This is a genomic window from Providencia sp. 21OH12SH02B-Prov (assembly GCF_027362595.1).
GTDB lineage: Bacteria > Pseudomonadota > Gammaproteobacteria > Enterobacterales > Enterobacteriaceae > Providencia > Providencia zhejiangensis.
Genome location: NZ_CP114796.1, coordinates 926,637 through 943,412 on the forward strand (window position 1 = coordinate 926,637; position 16,776 = coordinate 943,412).

A 16,776-nucleotide genomic window follows, 5' to 3' on the forward strand; every position below is an offset into this window, starting at 1 on the left:
TAATTATACATGCCCATTATTCTTCAAATTGTAGTTAGTTGCATAGTGAAAACGGCACTCAGTTGATTGAATGTATAGGAATGTTATTAGGTCATCTTAAGGCGACTGGGGTTATTTCGGTTATAGTAAATAAAAGGTGTTACTGTGAATAGTCGTTTGATGTTAATTTTTGCTGGGATTAGTGGGTTTTTTACGGTGGCCTTTGGTGCTATTGGTACTCACGCACTGTCATCGATTATGAGTGCCCATCAGATGGAATGGATTGAAATTGGTTTGCGTTATCAAATGCTACACACAGTCGCCTTAATGGTACTGGGGGCTATTTTATTACGCAAAGTGATCCTTTGGTTTTACTGGTGTGGTGTTTTTTTTGCTGTAGGCATACTTCTTTTTAGTGGTAGCCTTTATTGTATGGCCTTGTTACAGGTAAAATACTTTTCCTATTTTACGCCAGTAGGGGGAGTTTGTTTTCTTATTGGCTGGCTGTTGGTCGTTATCGGCGCTATGCGTCTAAGGAAACCGGCGTTACGCCATGAGTAATAAAATTGCATTATATTGTCGTCCTGGATTTGAAAAAGAGTGTGCGGCAGAAATTACAGATAAAGCAGGGCAAAAAGACGTTTTTGGTTTTGCTCGAGTCAAAGAAAATAGCGGCTATGTTATTTTTGAGTGTTATCAGGCTGAAGATGCCGATAAACTTGCCCGTGAGCTGCCTTTTCGTGAATTGATTTTTGCACGTCAAATGTTTGTGGTTGGCGAATTGCTGAAAGATTTGCCTCCTGAAGATCGCATTTCACCGATTGTAAGTGTACTCAGCCAGCAGGTGGAGCGGGCTGGTGATCTTCGTGTTGAAGTTGCTGATACTAACGAAAGCAAAGAGCTACTGAAGTTTTGCCGTAAGTTTACAGTGCCTTTGCGTAATGCACTGCGCAAAGAAAAAATTTTGCTGGCTAAAGAAAACTTTAAACGTCCTATTATTCATGTTTTCTTTATTGCGCCTGGTTGCTGCTATACAGGCTATTCATATAGTTCGAATACTTCTCCATTTTATATGGGGATTCCGCGTCTTAAATTCCCATCGGATGCGCCTAGCCGTTCAACGTTGAAGCTAGAAGAAGCGTTCCATGTCTTTATTCCCTATGATGAGTGGGAAGAGCGTTTAGCGAGTGGTATGAATGCGGTTGACCTTGGTGCATGCCCCGGTGGTTGGACGTATCAATTAGTTAAGCGAAGTATGATGGTACATGCCGTGGATAACGGCCCGATGGCACAAAGTTTGATGGATACAGGGCAGGTTAGGCATCATCAGGTTGATGGGTTTAAATTCGAGCCAAATACCAAAAATATCACTTGGTTAGTCTGTGATATGGTTGAAAAACCTGCAAAAGTTGCTGCGTTAATGACGCATTGGTTATTAGAAGGTTGGTGCCGAGAAACCATTTTCAATTTAAAATTGCCAATGAAGAAACGTTATGAGGAAGTTTCTCATATTCTGGATAAAATGTTTACTCAGTTAAAAGAGCAAGGCATTAATGTCCGTATTCAAGCAAAACAGCTTTACCATGACCGTGAGGAGATCACCGTACATGTTCAGCGAATTTGGTCGGCTTATGCGCCAATACGTGATTAAGCATTAGACGGGTCCCCTCACTTATCACTGCACCCCAAACGCTGATAAATGGCGAAGTAAGGTGCAGTTTTTTATGAAGATGATTTAATCTGATAACGTAGTTGGTTTAGGTTGCCTTGTAATGCGATATCCGTTCTTAATGTCGCAATATCACGGCAAGTTGTGGCAATATCGAGCTGGCCAATGAGTTTTTTTCGCCATTTCTCGTCAACATTCTCTAAGTTAGCAAATAAATTTTCAATTGAGTGATACTGCTGTAAAAGTAATGTGGCGCTTTTCGCTCCAATCCCTGTAACGCCGGGGACTTTACTGCTACTAATGCCCGCTAATCCCCAGTAATCAGGTAGTTGGTGTGGCTGTACGCCAAATTCTTTCTCAATAAATGGGACATCTAGCCAACGTTTTTGAAAATAATCACGGATGCGAATGGCGGGGGAGAGTAATTGGCAATAGCCTTTATCGGTCGACACTATGGTGACGGTTTGTCCAGCATCGGCGATTTTTTTTGCTAAGGTGGCCGCAAGATCATCGGCCTCATCCCCATGTGATTGCCAACAATGAATACCTTTGGATTCAAACTGGTTGATTAATGTCGGGAGCTCAGCCTGTAAATTATCAGGCATGGGTTGTCGGCCCGCTTTATAGTCAGGTAACTTTTCATGCCGCCAGCTATTATGCCTACCTTCTTCATCAAATACCGCAACGATATGGGTGGGAGAGGTATGCGAAATAAGCTGCAATACAGCGGATATACAGCTGTCACCACAAGGGCTACCTTGTACCGCATGTATGCGACGAATTAAATTAAGTGCATCAATAATAAGTAAGTGGATCATCATGTTTTTGCCATCCTTGGCTTTTATCCATTTATTTCACAATTTCATAGCAAGGCTCATAGGCAGTCCCGCCTGGGAGCTTCATACGATGTTGACTTACAAAGCCTCTTAGCAGAGTATCCATGCGTTGCATGATCTCTTTATCTCCATGAATTTTAAATGGTCCATGCTGTTCGATAGCTTTCATTCCAACTTCTTTCACGTTACCTGCCACGATACCAGAGAACGCTCTACGCAGGTCGGATGCCAGTTTCTCTGGTGATTGACCTGGGTGTAAGTTCAAAGATGCCATGTTTTCATGGGTTGGCTCGAAAGGATGCTGTAGCTCTGGGCTGATTTTGATTGACCAGTTAAAGCTATACGCATCACCTGTACTACGGCGATTATCTTTTACTAGAGGCATGTGTTTTTTCATAACACGAGCCACCTCTTGGGGATCATCAATGATAATTTGGTAGTGTTTACTTGCCTCATCACCAAGGGTGTGACGAATAAAGTCATCAAGTACAGCGAAGTATTCTGCACTTTCTTTTGGCCCCGTTAACACCAAAGGGAGAACCTGTGCACTATTTTCAGGATCCATCAAGATACCTAATAAATAGAGTAGTTCTTCTGCGGTACCCACACCACCTGGGAAAATAATAATGCCATGCGCTAGCCGTACAAACGCTTCAAGACGTTTTTCGATATCAGGCATAATAACCAACTCATTCACCAATGGATTCGGTGGCTCAGCGGCAATGATAGACGGCTCTGTTAAGCCAATAAAACGGCTATTTTTATAACGTTGTTGAGCATGACCAACCGCCGCACCTTTCATTGGTGCTTCCATAGCGCCTGGCCCACACCCCGTACAGATATTCAGCTCTCTTAAACCAAGTTCATTACCGACTTTTCGGCCATAAAGGTACTCAGTTTCATTGATTGAGTGGCCGCCCCAGCAAACGATCATGCTAGGATCTTCATCAAGATGAAGTGTGCGAGCGTTACGTAGTATAGAGAAAATGATGTTAGTCAGGTGCGCGCCATTTTCCAAATCTAATTGCAGTTTTTGTTCTGCGTAGATAATTTGCGCATGAACGAAGAGGATATCACGTAGGACAGCAAACAGGTTTGCTTGTATAGAGCGGATGATTTTACCATCGACAAAAGCATCTTGAGGTGGATTGATGAGCTCTAGTTTTACGCCACGTTCACGGCGTAATACGTTGATATCAAAGTCAGTATGCTTATCCAATAAATCTTTACTGTTATCTGTTAAGCTTCCTGAATTCAAAACCGCTAATGAGCAGTTTCGAAATAGCCGATAAAGATGGCTGCTAGCAGTGCGCTTTAACATATCAACTTCAAGTTGAGATAGTAGATCCATGGATCCTAATGGACTGATATGAGTAATCATTTTTTTCCCTTTTAAATCATTTTATTACGGATTGCTCTCCGAAATAATTCGAAATAAATCCAATATCAAATTTCGATTTTTTTCCAACTAAGACCCCTATCATCCTGATACATTCTGGTCATATCCATTGATTTGTGTCCTAAAAGCTGGTTAGCGAACTCATTTGATTTTTCATTCCCATACACTCTGGATGCTAGGCTTCGGATTTCGTGGAACGTCGGCGGAGAACCCTCCCATGACAAACCACTTTTGCTTCTGGCTAGTGAAAAAGCCTTACCAATGGTTTTATCTGCTAGCATATCACCCTTCTGTGAAACCAGCACGAATTCCTTTCCGTTCAATTCATGCTTGCATCTATCTAGCACTGATTGCAAAGTTTTATTAGCTATATTATTTGAAATGGTAAGCGGTATTGCTATTTTAGTTCCTGTTTTCTCTTGCTCTATCCATAAGTAACCATCATAAATGTCATTCCATTTTAATTTTCTAATATCACCAGAGCGCTGTCCTGTTAATATAGCCAAATCCATACTCATGCTAACCCAAGGCTGACAGTGTTCTACAGCGGTGTTGTATATCTGAATATAATCACTTCCTGAAAGTCTTGTTCTGGCTATTTTATTTCTAGGCACTCTAGTTGCGACCACGGGGTTGAAATCAATCACCCCATCCGACATCGCTTCGTTAAACATATCTTTTAGAATACTCCGCATCAATCTTGCGGTAGTTATATTCCCATCCGAAACAATATTATTTATATAATCAGCAATATCTTTAGTTTTTATTTCACTCAAAGGAACATTATTAAAGCTATTTTTTATTCTTTTTAACCGTCCTTGGTAGTCATCTAGGGTCTTTTTCTTTAAATCACGGAGAAGTATAATCTCACCAAATCTGTCTATCCAATCATGAAATTTTATTGCATCGTTACTTGCCATTCTGTTTATTAATGATTCTTTTTTTCCATAAATAAACAAGTTAGCCGAGATGGCTTCATTTACCGCCTCGGCTTTATTTCTTCCTATACCGTATTCAATGCCGGTTTCGGGGTTTCGGTAGCTGTAATATCCTTTTCTACAATATAGGTTAGGTGGTAGGTGAGCGTTTTTGGGACTTCTGTTTCTTGCCATCTGTCTCAATCCTTTTTAACAGTTTGCAGTTTTTATTTAATAGAATGCTTGGGCTAAGCTTTTCGTAGTTTGTTATTTTTTGTGCGGATGGGTGTATTAAATATTGATACCCATCAAATGTTGGTGCTGGATATATTTTCCCAGCGCTTATCCACCGCCTTATCGTTTCATCACTTCTTCTGTGCTTTTTTGCGAATTCTCTGACTGTTTGCATTTATGCGCCTCCGTTCTTCCTTTTATATTTCTCATAATCATCCCCGCAATCTTTACTGCAATATGCGCTATTTGGTGCTGCTGGCATTTCTTCGCACCAGATGCACATTCCGTTTATTGATTTAGTTACTACCTTGCGATTTGATAATGCTGCTTGAATTCTTAATTCGTTGAGTTCGTTTGCTGAGTCGATAATATCCATAATTCACCTATGCTATTTTCGATATATTATTAAATTGTAGGTCATACTTTTTCATTCTCCGCATCCTTCATTAACAAGAATAAAATCATTGCTGCGCGATAGTAATTCTTATCTATACATTCAAGCTCTCCATAATCCGTATCGCTATCACGAGCAGCCCATCCGATATCATCACTAACAAAGTACATACTTATTTTATTCTCAATAATAATCGGCATTGCATCGGCTGGGTTGTTGCAGGGGTCGAAATTACCTCTATTTCCTTCTGTTTTATATCCATCATCAACAACAGTTAGAGATAGTGCAAACCCGCCAACATGTAGTGCAACCTTTTTATTAATCTCGAAGTCAGATAGTTCTGTGTATTTATTCATCATCATCCTCTAGTATCTCATTTATTTTATCTCTAATGTTAATTAAGTCCTGCTTTGTAACGTCCATATTCCAAGATGGAACATTTAAAACAAAACAATCTTTTATTGTCGGCTCTATTTCAATCGAATCTCTATAGTTTTCTAGCACAGCATAATATTTATCTTTCATTCTATTTTCTCCATCTTATCCCAACCTAATAAACCAGCGGCGGCATTAAAGTTATCGACGTAATCGTTATAATCACGGTTCCAACGTGTGCCTACTGTGTCGTAATAACCTTTATACCCCTGCATGAATTCTAATATTTTTGATTGATACTCAGATGCTAATTCCTCTAGCAAATCCTTTGGAACTTGAATTAGTTCACTTTCCACGAATCACCTCACCACAAACTATCTCAACATTCCGCACTTGCATTATCTGCACTGCGCGACTCTCGCATTCTTGCTGTGTGTACAATGTATCGGTTACAGGCGTAACATATCCCTGCCAAATTAATAACAGTACAAATAGTTTCATTATTATTTAATCCAATCGATATAGTGGGATATTTATTTTTTCAGTTCTTTCTTCATTAAGATGTGTATATCCATATTCTCTGATATTATCAAAACTGCTTTCCATTATATAACCAACAGGTTCTACATCTTTTAGCTCATTAATCCGGTCGTTCATTTTAAGTACATTGCAACTATCGTCATTTGGGATGTTTTCTACGCCGTGTAATACAAAGTTGTTTAATATATTCTGCAATAAAGAATATTCTTCATCGTTTAAAGAAAGTATTCTCATTTTTTATTCTCACTCCCTGTCTATTTAACAATTCAGTTGCTTCTGTGATAGCTCTGTTATACCCAAAAGCATAACTATTATTTTGTGATGGGTTAGGTTCTTTAGCTGGCAATTCAACCTCCAAACTCTCGCGTGATGCTTGCCATACATCGAATAGATTTATCGTTGATGATTTATTCTTACTGCGCCACTCTTCAAATTGCTGCCTTGATTTATCCATCACTCCACCTTTTAATATTTGCAATTGCCAATTCCATTTTATGACGTGCTGATGAATTAGAAGAATGAACAATAATTTCAGGTGCTTTAAATCCATTTAAATAAACCTGTTCCTCTATCCATAATAAAACGTCGTATCCTGTGCCGCGCTCATCATCACCTAAATCATGGTCTAGGCTAATTAACTCAACCTCGCCAGTTTCAAGTAATTTAATGGCTTCATCGGGCCAGTAAACACGCACAAATCCCTCTGGCGTTTTACGTTCGTCGTCGAGATAGACTTTCATCACTCCACCTTTCTATATCCAGCTTTGTATAATCGTTCTGCGTACATATAAGCGGTAGCCATGCCTGTATCAACAATATCAAAATTACCTGCATCAACTGTTATGTTCGAGAGAGATAAATCATTTGCCATTTGCTGAATTTCTTTTTTAGCTATATGCTCACGCTTCTCATCGGCAATTTCCTTCACCAAATCTGAACAATCGAAGCAGATATTTGCATTCTTACCCGTAATTAAATTATCTTTGCCAACCTCTTTATCGCATAAGTTACAAACGTCTTCCGGGTCTGGTGTTCTATGTGAAAACATAACTTTATTAGCTGCCTGTATAAAAATATCGTCACTCATATTCATCCCTCTTATTGCATCTATTTAATCGCTAGGATTAAAACGTTTCATGGCAAATACCTATTTACCTTCTACACTTAAGCCGAAAGAGCAGTTACAAGCTGTGCAAATTTCGCCGACCTCCCTGTGTCGGCATTTTTTTATTCATTGCATCCCTGCGAGTTAAATTAATCTTCCGTTAAGTCAATAACATCATCAATAACACTTTGCTTTACTGCGTAATAGCCATCTTCGCCATTGAGTGTGATTTCTTCCGTGTTTTTGTAAATGCTGATAATCGCCTGTTTCAACTTCGCATTTTCTTCTTGTAACTGTTCAATAGTCATATCTATCTCCTGTTTGCATCCTTGCAAATATATCCTTTGGTTAAATCACATAAATAGCGTGGCGTGGGTAGGGGAGTCCGATAGGAGCAAAGGGGATGTCATCCTCCCATTCCCCGTCTGGACTTTGCTTACTCCAGTCTGCGGACTGCTGCTGCATCTGCTGAGGCTGTCCCCAACCGCTTTGACCACCTTGGCTTTGGCCTGATGATTCGCCACCACGACCACCTAACATTTGCATTTTCCCATCAATGCCAACGATAACTTCCGTAATGTATTTATCTTGCCCGTCATTACCTTGATACTTACGAGTGCGCATTTTTCCTTCAATGTATACCTGGCTGCCTTTTTTCAGGTATTGGCCTGCCACCTCTGCCAGCTTTCCTTGTATGACAATGTTGTGCCAATCAGTGCGCTCTCGTTTCTCACCAGTGTTTTTATCTTTCCACGTTTCGCTTGTAGCAACCGAAAAGTTAGCAAATGCGGTTCCGTTTGGTGAATACCTCACGATCGGATCATTGCCTAAACTTCCTAGAAGGATGGATTTATTGACGCCTCTTTCAGCCATTTACGCCGCCTCTTGTTTAGTTAGCTCTTCTTTTCTTAGCTCATATATCTTCTGAGCTTCCGCTTGTTCCGGTGTATCCCTGAGCGCTTTATATGCCTCACCAAACGCATTTTTAAGTACATCCATGTCTTGTGCTTCCATTGCAATATCAGTGAAGTGTGATAAATCCACTTCAGCTTTCGTGCGCCCATCATTAAGCCAATCCATTAGCTTTTTGCCTGTTAATTCATTTAGCTGGATGACTTCTGCGTTGCTGAACAGTCCAGTTCTATCCTTGCTTGCCATTGCCGTGTGAGTTTCGTGATTGAGATCGAGAACGGTAGTAAATTCATACTCAACTCCGTCCCGTTGCTCTGGCTTCATGCCTAGCTTGTCTACGCCTTTCTTGCCGTTACCTTTATCAACTTGAGCGGTTTCCGTTTTACTTCTCATTGTTGCGATGATGTGCAGGTCAGAACGTAGAATTGCGTCGAGAAAGGCGTTGTGACGAGGCGTGATATCGCTCCATGCTGACCACGTATTGCCTCGATACTTGGCCTTTGCTATACCGTCCAGTAATTCAAGACACCCACCTGATCCGCTCCATTCATGAGTAATACTGTCGATTATTAAATTGTCGTAACCAGCTTCCTGCGCAGCTCCGATGGCTTCAATAAATCGCTCTGGTGTGAATGGTGGGTCTAGCTCCAGTACGTCGAAATTAAATCGGTCAGAGTAGAGTGAGGCGCTTCCTTTCTCTGTGTCTATCACGGCTGTTTTTCCGCCAAGTCCTTTGGCTATTTCCAGTGCTCCATAGGTTTTACCTGAGCCACTAGGACCCGTTAATGCAAGTCGTAGCTTTGCTTTTTTCCGCAATGCTTTTGCAAATTTCATAATTACCTCCGAAATTAATCTCCCATGTTTCTACCCTCACCATACCCGTATGCACTTGAGCTAATTCCTTTTGCTAAATATTTCGCATATCGAAGTTGTTCTTCGATGATCCGTTGCTGTTCTATGTGAGCGGGCAGAGGAGGGTAGTACTTGGACATAGTTAAATTTGATAGCCAAACTTTTTTTGCTTCACGTTGCTCTCCTGATCTGTTAATACCTTGTGGCATTCCTTGCCTAGATAACCCCATATCTTTTAGTGCAAATTGAAGCGCAGCATCAAAACTTTTATGCGATGGAAAGCACCTAACTAGATACTCACCCATAATCACCTCGCATCCAGCGTGTAGGTGTTGATTGCTGCTGAACACCCAAGCTTTCCATGCGATAGTATTCAGCTTCTTCCTCGCATTCCCTGCGTCGCTTCTCGGCATCCTGCCTTTGCTTGAGTTCATACTCTGAAATTCTCATGCTGCCACCTTACCTTTGCTCCTGATGTGTTCGACAATCCATTGCCCGTCGCCTGCTGCTATGGCTTCATCAATAAACCCAGCAAGCTGCCCATTTTCCTTAATGTTTTCGTAGCGTTCTTTTTCCGTGAACTGTAGCTTGCTTATAATTGTTCCGTAATCACCGTCTATGCGCTTGATGTCATTTCCGTTGACACAAGTAATAATTGTTCCTGATGAGGAGTGGTCGCATCCAAAATTTGACAATAAAAGCTGTATGCATTTATTCACTTAGACCTCCCGTAACTCGCCTTGAGAAATTCCATTGCTAACCACCAAACATCATCACAACGTTGGCTTATAGCAATTCGCGCCTGTGCCTGAGCCAGACGTAGAAAATGTTTATCGATTTGCATGATTTATCTCGTCAATAGAGGTAATAGAATTGCAGTCATAATGATTAATGCTGCGTAGTAATAGTTATCGCCCATGTGATGCCTCACATAGTTATTTAAAGTGTTCTGGTGTTGGCGCGGTGGGTATTAGTAGTTCATTGTCATGTGGGGGATTTTATTACTAGCAACTAACTTAATAAATTCAGTCGCTAATTTTTCATCAAATCCGTTACTTACTAAGGCTTGTAAGGTTTCTTGGTTATACTTGCGACGATGTTCCTTATCAGCCTGACGTTTAGCTTCCTCCTGACGCTTACGCTCTTCTTCTGCTAATCGCGCTTGTTCTGCTTCCTGTGCTTTCTTGCGTTCGGCTTCGATAGCTAATTGCTTCTCACGTTCGGCTCGCTCCTGAGCTTCTTTAGCATCACGTTCTGCCTTTTCCTTAGCTTCTTTTGCCGCTTGCTCTGCACGTTGAATTGCTTCCTGCTTTTCACGCTCTGCACGTTCAGCAGCTTCTTTTGCTTCACGCTCACGTTTAGCTGCCGCTTCAACTTCTTGCCTTGCCTTACGTTCAGCTTCAAGTCTTGCCTGTTCCGCAGCTTGTCGCTTCATTTCTTCTTCACGAGCAATGCGTTTGCGTTCTTCTTCATCTTTGCGTAAATCAAACAGCTCGTTCATTTGCAGAGCTTCTTCATGATCAACTTCGATTTGCTTCTTAAGCGCTTCGGCTTCTTTGCGAGCTTTTTCTTGTGCTTCCCACTCTGTTAGTGGCTTACGAATATCTGTGCTTAATGCATCTAGCTCGTCACGAAATATCTTACGACTAGCATCAACTTTTTTGGGTAACTCTTTTAACTTATCGACAACTGCTTTACCTTCCTTGTCGATATACGTTTTTGTTTGAGCAACTTTGTACGCCAGAGATGCAAAAGCCTTTCGATTTTTAGCTACTGAGAAATCACTGTCGAGTTCTTTTCGCTCTTCTTCTGCAAGAGATTTAATGTGCTCTAGCATCTGATTTACTTTCTCAGGCGCTGTAAACAAATCTAGCGCCGTTGCCTGTTCAATTACGACTAATTCATTTGCCATTTCCTATTCCTTTTTTTGCTGGTTCAGGTAAGTCTTGCCAGTGAGTTGCTGTCACCTCCTGACCATATCGATTAAATCTATTTCCTTTTAATCTGCTCGCTTCAACAACATGTCCATATATTGTTGTGATAAGGACTCGCTTATTAGCTAATGGCAATCGCTCATCACAGCGAATCCAGCCGTTATTATCATTTGCCATTTCCTATGTTCCTTATGTGCGTATTCCTCACTATTAATAGCGATATGAATGATTAAGTGGTTGGTTACTGCTGACCGAGGGCTTTTACGATTGCTGCTTTGGCTTTCTTCATCATTTTTTTGTGTTCAACTGGAGCGCTTTCATCAACATCAATTTCATATCTCTCCATTGCTGAAACTAGCTCTCTAAGAGATTCTAATAACTCTGGTGCTGCTGCGATTAGGTTTGCGTTGGCTTCATGTTCATCCCCGTAAACATCACTTGGAAGACCACGATGGGAATAATTAACTAAGGCAACATGCTTACTTTCAGAATCAATGCCGGTCATACTCCATTCATCAATCACCCACGGCCCTGGCGTTCCTTTAAACTCCATATCACCCCCTAGCCTTTAACATTGCATCTGCCATGCGGTAGTAGAATTCAGCTCTTTTTACTAACTGCTCAACTGTGGTGTCATTATCGTAATATCCCATATCTGACGCATCCTGTGTGGCGATGTCACCTTGCATACACTTAGCGGCAAAATAATCACGCAATGTCATTCCAGTGTGTGTTCCATGCGCCTCTGTTGCAGGAATTGGAAAAGCTGCTCCACCCGTTTTATCCGTCATACTCCCTCCGTTATTAACTAAATACGACGCTAGTTGTTTTCGTTTTGTAGATACCCAGTTCCATCGCAGCATTCACAAATTCTCAATGGAGCATGGATAATTTGCATAACTTCAGATAAGTAGTTATCAATCATTTCTTTTAATTCCCACTCGTTACTTGCAGAGAATGACTTAATTGGCGTGTAGCCTTTGTAATTTTCTTGTTCGTGTGTCATTTCATAAATTGAAACTTCTTTAGCTACATCTTTTTTAAAGTGCAGCTTTTCTCTTTGTTTTTTTGTCCTTGCGAATACATCTTTATACGAATAAGTGTGAGGTTTAAGTAAAGGGATGATTTTTTTAACTTCAAAGCAGAAGTCATAATCACTTGTGATTCTTGCTATCTTTGTGTCAATGTTATTGATGATATGCTGGCGAACCAAATCATACATTTCCTTTGATGATATTTTGCATGGGCTATTTGAGCGAACAGGTTCAGGTGTGATGATGCAATCTATTAGGGAATGTTTTACGTTTTGATTTGTCACTGAATACATCTCATCTGAAAAGCCAACTCTTTTAATTGCAGGGTAATTAAACTCAGGCGCTTTTTTAAAGTTTTCCACTTCGCAAATGATGTTAAACTTAACGTCAACCTCAACAGAGTAATCAGGCTTAACGTCATACTTTAGTGAGTAAAGTGAGTCTATAATGTCTTCATCATAATTATCACTGTCACCAATCGCTATTTCCCTTGGTAATTTATCGCTTGCCAGTTCAGGATCCTTTAGTTCATATCTCTCATTTTCCGTCTCACCTGAAATTATCTCCTCTACTTTTGATGGGAATTTTTCAATCGAGTACCAGTGGGTATGGAATGTTTTAACTGGACTCATACCATCAAACAGAAGTTCATCTAAAATTGTTTCATGATTATTAAAGTAATAACCATTGGTTGCTGTACAGTCGGTTATGAAACACTGACCAGCATCTGTTTTTATAATTTCAATTTCTATCGGCTTACTTTCCATTCCTATCTCCTATCTATTAATCAACTCACCACAGCCCACTAAATAATAAGCTCTGGTTAGTTGCCCATATATCGTCATGGGCTAACGCTATTCAAGCCATGAATAGGATCGGCATAATATTTATTTTTCTCTCAGTTTAGATTTGAACACTTACATAAATCCTCCGATTCAAACGGTGCTTTTTATTAGGCGAGACCGATTTATCGCCTTTGGTTTATTGGTCTAAAAAAGTTATCTCACCACAGCCCACAGAATGAACTGTAATTAGTTAACTGTGCCCGTTTGTTTATCCACTTAGGGCGTCAGTGGTTTCATTGTGCCCCCACATATGAAATCGGTTATAATTAGCTTACCCCCACAATATGAGAGTTAATTACATGGAGCTATTGACCATTATTGAGCGAGTATTAAAAAACGAGCCTTTGGAGCGTGTTATGTGGTTTATTATTATTTGGGGAGCATTACTAATATTCAGCCCTAATTCATGGTCTGAATATGTCAATTCAAAAGTTGGAATAGCTCATTTTTGGCAGGTGTTTGTTTTTGCTATTTCTTTTGTTACTGCCGCAAATACACAAAGATTTGTAACGATGGCAACTAAAGTGCTTTTATCTTCTATTCATAATAGAAGGGCAAAACAAAAAGAAGTCAAAATATCACAGAAAATATCAAGCCTTTCAAAGGATGAAAAAGACTGCTTGGCTATATTTATTGATATCGGAGACGATTTTCTTGCCTTCGATAAGGATGACGCAATTGTTTCATCTTTAATCGACAAAAATATTATTCATGATTTCTCTAAACACCTTAACATTAAACATGCAGGTAAGTGCACAATCAATCCTGATTATTATTTAGAGTGCGTTAAGCAGTTTACTGGATACCTTGATGACTAAGCCCATCCGTGGGCTTTATCTCGCCGTCACCCCAAACTCACTGCTCGGCTGTTTTGTTTTAACGCCTGAAAATATTGCTACATTAGGTAAGCAACAGTTGTCTACTGAGTCATAAACTTTAGTGCTGCGAATTGAAATTGCTTTTTCAACTCGGCTAATTGGTTTGCGTGTTAGTGATAAGGTAGGGCGTTTTGTTTCTTCTACTTGTTCGCCATGGATTGCAGCTTTTAAGCTTTCAGTTAATGCGTGCGCTTCCTGCAATGCTTTTCTGCGTTCCATTCTGCGTGATCTGGCGTTGTTGTAGCCGTGAAAGTTACACATAGTTTTCTCCTTACAGTTTGTTTTGGTGATTGGCTGTGATGCAACTATCTACAATTCTCGCTATCCTCATAGCGACAGAGCTAGCCAATCCCAAAACATACTGTTTTTGGTTTGCGCTTTTTCAGCGCTATCTGTTAAAGAGCGAATATCCTGTTTATCTATGGCTCCTTGCCTTTGATGGATAGTATATTCACAAATTGTGATTTTAATGTCAACCACAAAATGTGTTTATTTGCTTGTAATTGAATTAACGTGATGATTTGAAATGGAAAATTTTTTATTTATAGACACGATTTGTGTCAGAGATCACACTGGAGGGGATAGGGCACAAAAAAGCCCTCGCGGGGAGGGCTGGGGGTTAGAGCGTTAAATGAAAATCAACCTTCTACTTTAACATCATCATCTAGATCATAAAAATTGATCGTGGGTATTTGTATTTTTGGATAGTCGCAACTAGCAACCACTGTTTCTATAAAAGATTTAATATAAGGATATGTGTAACTAGGAATCGAAGTTTTTAATTCTGGCGAATCCTTAAAGGTATTATCCACTTCAGTATCTGTATCAAAGTCAAAATCATATTCTAAGTACAAAGCAAAAATATTTTCAACGATTAGGTTAACTATGTATCTGATTCTTACCTTTTTATTGTCATTTTTATTTATAAAAAGCTGGTCTTCGAAAGAAAATTCTTGTTGTAGATTTTCTTTTTTATCTTTCTTCGTTTTTTTTTCTTTCTCGATAGGTTCTATAGAGAGTTTGTGCACTCTCTTATTAGTAAGTTTTATCTTCATGTTCTTATCCAATAAGGCAGTAGTTATAACTGGTAAATTCATCTTCTTTTAATTCTGGAACGCTAGCCTGACGATAGTTTTGTATCACAAGTTTATCACTTTCATTGAATTTTAATTTTTCATGGCGTACGTCAGAAATGTAATCCGTTACATGTTTTTTTATCGATGTGCCGAGTTTTTTCATTAGAGATAATGAGTTTCCATTGATATATTGGCTATAGGTTTCAGAATTAATAGAGCAATTAAATTTTTCAGATGTTAACTTTGCATCTATTTCAAGCCATTCAACGTCATTTATGTCCTGAATTAGTATATCAGCAGGTATGCCAAGACCATCATGTAGACGCCTTATCATCGATAAGCTTAGTGGTCTTTTTCTATTTAACACTTCAGATACTTTAGATAAAGAACCTATGAATTGCGTCATATCTTTATTTGTTAATCCTTGCTGCTCCATTCTGAATTTTATTGCATCAATAGGATCTGGTTTTGAAATGGGGTAGTTCTTGTTTTCATAGTGCTCTATAAGAATACCAAGCAATTCAAGCTCATCGAATTCTTTCGTGCCCTCTGCTGGGTTGCTCTCCGCAAGATCAATAATCCTCATCATAAATAGCTGAAGTTCATCATCATTCTTTATTAGTCGAGGTGTAAATTCATTCATTTTAGCCCCCATTTATCATATTCTGCATGAGTTCCAACTTTTTCAATTATTACCATATCATTTGCGTAGATAATTTGAACGACGAGCCTAAAATCATTGCCTTTTATATTGAAAACAACACGGTTTTTGGCTAAAAAACTCGCAGATGAGTACTTGTTTTTAATATCATGCGAGGTTTTCCATTTAGATCTTACAGCTTCATCATGCCATGATTCTAAAGGAGCCCTAGCTTGATTATGCTTTGTGTAAAAGGCAATGATCTTTTCTTTTCCTATTATTCTCATAGCGCCTAACTCAAGCCTTTATTCAATCTTATATGGTTTTTCCCAAAATGGGAAATGTTATTTTTCCCACACCCTAAAACGTGTCGTCAGCCATCAAATGTAATCAGCAACAATAGAATGATATCCAGCACCGCTATAATAACTAGCAGTATCATTATGTTAGCGTTGGATATCAGCTCTAGCAGTCTTTTCATTTAAAACGTGTCGTCAGGCCATTGTGACTTGATTACCTTGCCTATGATTGTGCAGTTGCCATTAATCGGTATCATCTCGAATCGTGGATTTAATGGCTCAAGATAACACTGACCAGACTCACGAATTAATCGTTTAAACGTAAATTCATCACCATGCAGCCTAGCTATGCAGAAATCACCTATATCTACAGGTTCTTCTGGGTCTACAAGTATTAGCATCCCTTCTGGGAAACTAGGACGCCCACCTTGAGGTGCGGTCATTGAATGCCCCTCAACTTCAAGCCAGAATGCGTCATCACTTGCTTTTCTAGCTGTTGGTATCCATGCAATCGCATCTTTTTCGGTGTAAGTGTTGCTATTACCTGTAAATGCGCCAGCCTGTACCTTCGTGAATAGAGGGTACTCATAGTTACTAACAACCTGATCGCTTCTATCACCAAACATCAATTCCGCAGGTGAAACACCTAAAGCCTCGCTGATAACTAAAGCATCATCAGCACTTATCTTTCTTTCCCCAAGTTCATAATTTCCAATTCTAGAAGCCGCGGAATATCCGCACAGCTTTGCAAGTTGCGCTTGGCTTAATCCTCTAGATTCACGAATAGACTTCAGTCTTTCGCCGATAATTTCATTTATTTTTTTCATGCTTATCTTTTAACACAAAACGTGATGTAAG

General features: G+C 39.7%; 30 protein-coding genes. 3 read left to right on the forward strand and 27 right to left on the reverse strand.

The genetic code is table 11. The features are described 5' to 3' along the window. Positions 1 to 144 precede the first annotated feature (144 nt). Both O7C57_RS04370 and rlmM read left to right on the forward strand, forming a co-directional pair. The gene (locus O7C57_RS04370) at positions 145 to 540 is read left to right on the forward strand and encodes a DUF423 domain-containing protein (protein ID WP_163862859.1); all 396 of its coding nucleotides are present in this window, start codon (positions 145 to 147) and stop codon (positions 538 to 540) included. Further along, the gene (gene rlmM / locus O7C57_RS04375; RefSeq protein ID WP_154622488.1) at positions 533 to 1,630 is read left to right on the forward strand and encodes a 23S rRNA (cytidine(2498)-2'-O)-methyltransferase RlmM; all 1,098 of its coding nucleotides are present in this window, start codon (positions 533 to 535) and stop codon (positions 1,628 to 1,630) included. The genes O7C57_RS04370 and rlmM overlap by 8 nt, the downstream gene beginning before the upstream one ends. Before the next feature lie 71 nt (positions 1,631 to 1,701). Here rlmM and xni read toward each other — a convergent pair whose 3' ends face one another. The 22 genes from xni to O7C57_RS04485 all read right to left on the reverse strand — a co-directional run bounded on the left by xni (position 1,702) and on the right by O7C57_RS04485 (position 12,947). Further along, positions 1,702 to 2,466, reverse strand: coding sequence for a flap endonuclease Xni (gene xni, locus O7C57_RS04380; RefSeq protein WP_247046717.1), 765 nt, complete (start codon positions 2,464 to 2,466; stop codon positions 1,702 to 1,704). A gap of 31 nt (positions 2,467 to 2,497) precedes the next feature. After that, positions 2,498 to 3,865 carry a nucleotide 5'-monophosphate nucleosidase PpnN gene (gene ppnN, locus O7C57_RS04385; protein WP_154622487.1) on the reverse strand — a complete coding sequence of 456 codons (1,368 nt, stop codon included), beginning with the start codon at positions 3,863 to 3,865 and terminating at the stop codon, positions 2,498 to 2,500. A gap of 65 nt (positions 3,866 to 3,930) precedes the next feature. Next, a complete protein-coding gene (locus O7C57_RS04390; protein WP_269723673.1) occupies positions 3,931 to 4,995 on the reverse strand; it encodes a site-specific integrase in 1,065 nt (354 codons plus the stop codon). After that, positions 4,952 to 5,209 (reverse strand): excisionase, encoded by a 258-nt coding sequence (locus O7C57_RS04395; protein ID WP_121874706.1) that lies wholly within the window; start codon positions 5,207 to 5,209, stop codon positions 4,952 to 4,954. The genes O7C57_RS04390 and O7C57_RS04395 overlap by 44 nt, the downstream gene beginning before the upstream one ends. After that, on the reverse strand, positions 5,210 to 5,410 hold the full coding sequence (locus O7C57_RS04400) for a hypothetical protein (RefSeq protein WP_154640088.1): 201 nt from the start codon (positions 5,408 to 5,410) through the stop codon (positions 5,210 to 5,212). A gap of 41 nt (positions 5,411 to 5,451) precedes the next feature. Continuing rightward, positions 5,452 to 5,790 (reverse strand): phage protein NinX family protein, encoded by a 339-nt coding sequence (locus tag O7C57_RS04405; protein WP_269723674.1) that lies wholly within the window; start codon positions 5,788 to 5,790, stop codon positions 5,452 to 5,454. After that, the gene (locus O7C57_RS04410; protein ID WP_269723675.1) at positions 5,777 to 5,953 is read right to left on the reverse strand and encodes a hypothetical protein; all 177 of its coding nucleotides are present in this window, start codon (positions 5,951 to 5,953) and stop codon (positions 5,777 to 5,779) included. Before O7C57_RS04410 ends, O7C57_RS04405 begins: the two co-directional genes overlap by 14 nt. Continuing rightward, entirely contained in the window at positions 5,950 to 6,159 is a 210-nt protein-coding gene (locus O7C57_RS21540; RefSeq protein ID WP_269723676.1) for a hypothetical protein, read from the reverse strand. Before O7C57_RS21540 ends, O7C57_RS04410 begins: the two co-directional genes overlap by 4 nt. Before the next feature lie 151 nt (positions 6,160 to 6,310). Continuing rightward, positions 6,311 to 6,577 (reverse strand): hypothetical protein, encoded by a 267-nt coding sequence (locus tag O7C57_RS04420; protein ID WP_154622822.1) that lies wholly within the window; start codon positions 6,575 to 6,577, stop codon positions 6,311 to 6,313. Next, the gene (locus O7C57_RS21545) at positions 6,552 to 6,797 is read right to left on the reverse strand and encodes a hypothetical protein (RefSeq protein ID WP_154622821.1); all 246 of its coding nucleotides are present in this window, start codon (positions 6,795 to 6,797) and stop codon (positions 6,552 to 6,554) included. The genes O7C57_RS04420 and O7C57_RS21545 overlap by 26 nt, the downstream gene beginning before the upstream one ends. Continuing rightward, a complete protein-coding gene (locus O7C57_RS04430; protein ID WP_110706711.1) occupies positions 6,790 to 7,083 on the reverse strand; it encodes a cyclic-phosphate processing receiver domain-containing protein in 294 nt (97 codons plus the stop codon). The genes O7C57_RS21545 and O7C57_RS04430 overlap by 8 nt, the downstream gene beginning before the upstream one ends. After that, a complete protein-coding gene (locus O7C57_RS21550) occupies positions 7,083 to 7,430 on the reverse strand; it encodes a hypothetical protein (protein WP_269723677.1) in 348 nt (115 codons plus the stop codon). Before O7C57_RS21550 ends, O7C57_RS04430 begins: the two co-directional genes overlap by 1 nt. A gap of 167 nt (positions 7,431 to 7,597) precedes the next feature. After that, positions 7,598 to 7,756, reverse strand: a complete 159-nt coding sequence (locus tag O7C57_RS04440) for a hook protein (RefSeq protein WP_163768728.1) — start codon at positions 7,754 to 7,756, stop codon at positions 7,598 to 7,600. Positions 7,757 to 7,796: 40 nt separating this feature from the next. Further along, the gene (gene ssb / locus O7C57_RS04445) at positions 7,797 to 8,321 is read right to left on the reverse strand and encodes a single-stranded DNA-binding protein (RefSeq protein WP_269723678.1); all 525 of its coding nucleotides are present in this window, start codon (positions 8,319 to 8,321) and stop codon (positions 7,797 to 7,799) included. Next, positions 8,322 to 9,194, reverse strand: a complete 873-nt coding sequence (locus O7C57_RS04450; RefSeq protein WP_061064266.1) for an ATP-binding protein — start codon at positions 9,192 to 9,194, stop codon at positions 8,322 to 8,324. Between the two features lie 14 nt (positions 9,195 to 9,208). Further along, positions 9,209 to 9,625: a hypothetical protein gene (locus tag O7C57_RS21555; RefSeq protein ID WP_269723679.1), complete on the reverse strand. Its 417-nt coding sequence runs from the start codon at positions 9,623 to 9,625 to the stop codon at positions 9,209 to 9,211. Between the two features lie 33 nt (positions 9,626 to 9,658). Continuing rightward, positions 9,659 to 9,931 (reverse strand): hypothetical protein, encoded by a 273-nt coding sequence (locus tag O7C57_RS21560; protein ID WP_269723680.1) that lies wholly within the window; start codon positions 9,929 to 9,931, stop codon positions 9,659 to 9,661. Positions 9,932 to 10,182: 251 nt separating this feature from the next. Then, positions 10,183 to 11,124 carry a cell envelope biogenesis protein TolA gene (locus O7C57_RS04465; protein ID WP_269723681.1) on the reverse strand — a complete coding sequence of 314 codons (942 nt, stop codon included), beginning with the start codon at positions 11,122 to 11,124 and terminating at the stop codon, positions 10,183 to 10,185. Continuing rightward, the gene (locus O7C57_RS04470; RefSeq protein ID WP_269723682.1) at positions 11,114 to 11,323 is read right to left on the reverse strand and encodes a DUF551 domain-containing protein; all 210 of its coding nucleotides are present in this window, start codon (positions 11,321 to 11,323) and stop codon (positions 11,114 to 11,116) included. The genes O7C57_RS04465 and O7C57_RS04470 overlap by 11 nt, the downstream gene beginning before the upstream one ends. 64 nt (positions 11,324 to 11,387) lie before the next feature. Next, positions 11,388 to 11,699, reverse strand: a complete 312-nt coding sequence (locus tag O7C57_RS04475) for a hypothetical protein (protein WP_269723683.1) — start codon at positions 11,697 to 11,699, stop codon at positions 11,388 to 11,390. 1 nt (position 11,700) lies between these two features. Continuing rightward, entirely contained in the window at positions 11,701 to 11,937 is a 237-nt protein-coding gene (locus tag O7C57_RS04480; protein WP_269723684.1) for a hypothetical protein, read from the reverse strand. 29 nt (positions 11,938 to 11,966) lie between these two features. Further along, positions 11,967 to 12,947 carry a hypothetical protein gene (locus O7C57_RS04485; RefSeq protein ID WP_161706078.1) on the reverse strand — a complete coding sequence of 327 codons (981 nt, stop codon included), beginning with the start codon at positions 12,945 to 12,947 and terminating at the stop codon, positions 11,967 to 11,969. 377 nt (positions 12,948 to 13,324) lie between these two features. On the opposite strand from O7C57_RS04485, the gene O7C57_RS04490 reads away from it, so the two are divergent. Continuing rightward, the gene (locus O7C57_RS04490; RefSeq protein WP_195848172.1) at positions 13,325 to 13,843 is read left to right on the forward strand and encodes a super-infection exclusion protein B; all 519 of its coding nucleotides are present in this window, start codon (positions 13,325 to 13,327) and stop codon (positions 13,841 to 13,843) included. Between the two features lie 15 nt (positions 13,844 to 13,858). On the opposite strand, the gene O7C57_RS04495 is transcribed toward O7C57_RS04490, so the two are convergent. The 5 genes from O7C57_RS04495 to O7C57_RS04515 form a co-directional block, all read right to left on the reverse strand. Continuing rightward, positions 13,859 to 14,164, reverse strand: coding sequence for a hypothetical protein (locus tag O7C57_RS04495; protein ID WP_269723685.1), 306 nt, complete (start codon positions 14,162 to 14,164; stop codon positions 13,859 to 13,861). A 377-nt stretch (positions 14,165 to 14,541) separates the two neighbouring features. Then, complete coding sequence (locus O7C57_RS04500; RefSeq protein ID WP_269723686.1) at positions 14,542 to 14,958, reverse strand: protein-export chaperone SecB; 417 nt, start codon at positions 14,956 to 14,958, stop codon at positions 14,542 to 14,544. Between the two features lie 4 nt (positions 14,959 to 14,962). Further along, positions 14,963 to 15,622 (reverse strand): helix-turn-helix domain-containing protein, encoded by a 660-nt coding sequence (locus O7C57_RS04505; protein ID WP_269723687.1) that lies wholly within the window; start codon positions 15,620 to 15,622, stop codon positions 14,963 to 14,965. Next, positions 15,619 to 15,906, reverse strand: a complete 288-nt coding sequence (locus O7C57_RS04510) for a type II toxin-antitoxin system HigB family toxin (protein ID WP_269723688.1) — start codon at positions 15,904 to 15,906, stop codon at positions 15,619 to 15,621. The genes O7C57_RS04505 and O7C57_RS04510 overlap by 4 nt, the downstream gene beginning before the upstream one ends. 194 nt (positions 15,907 to 16,100) lie before the next feature. Further along, positions 16,101 to 16,745, reverse strand: a complete 645-nt coding sequence (locus O7C57_RS04515) for a LexA family protein (protein WP_196713556.1) — start codon at positions 16,743 to 16,745, stop codon at positions 16,101 to 16,103. Positions 16,746 to 16,776 lie beyond the last annotated feature (31 nt).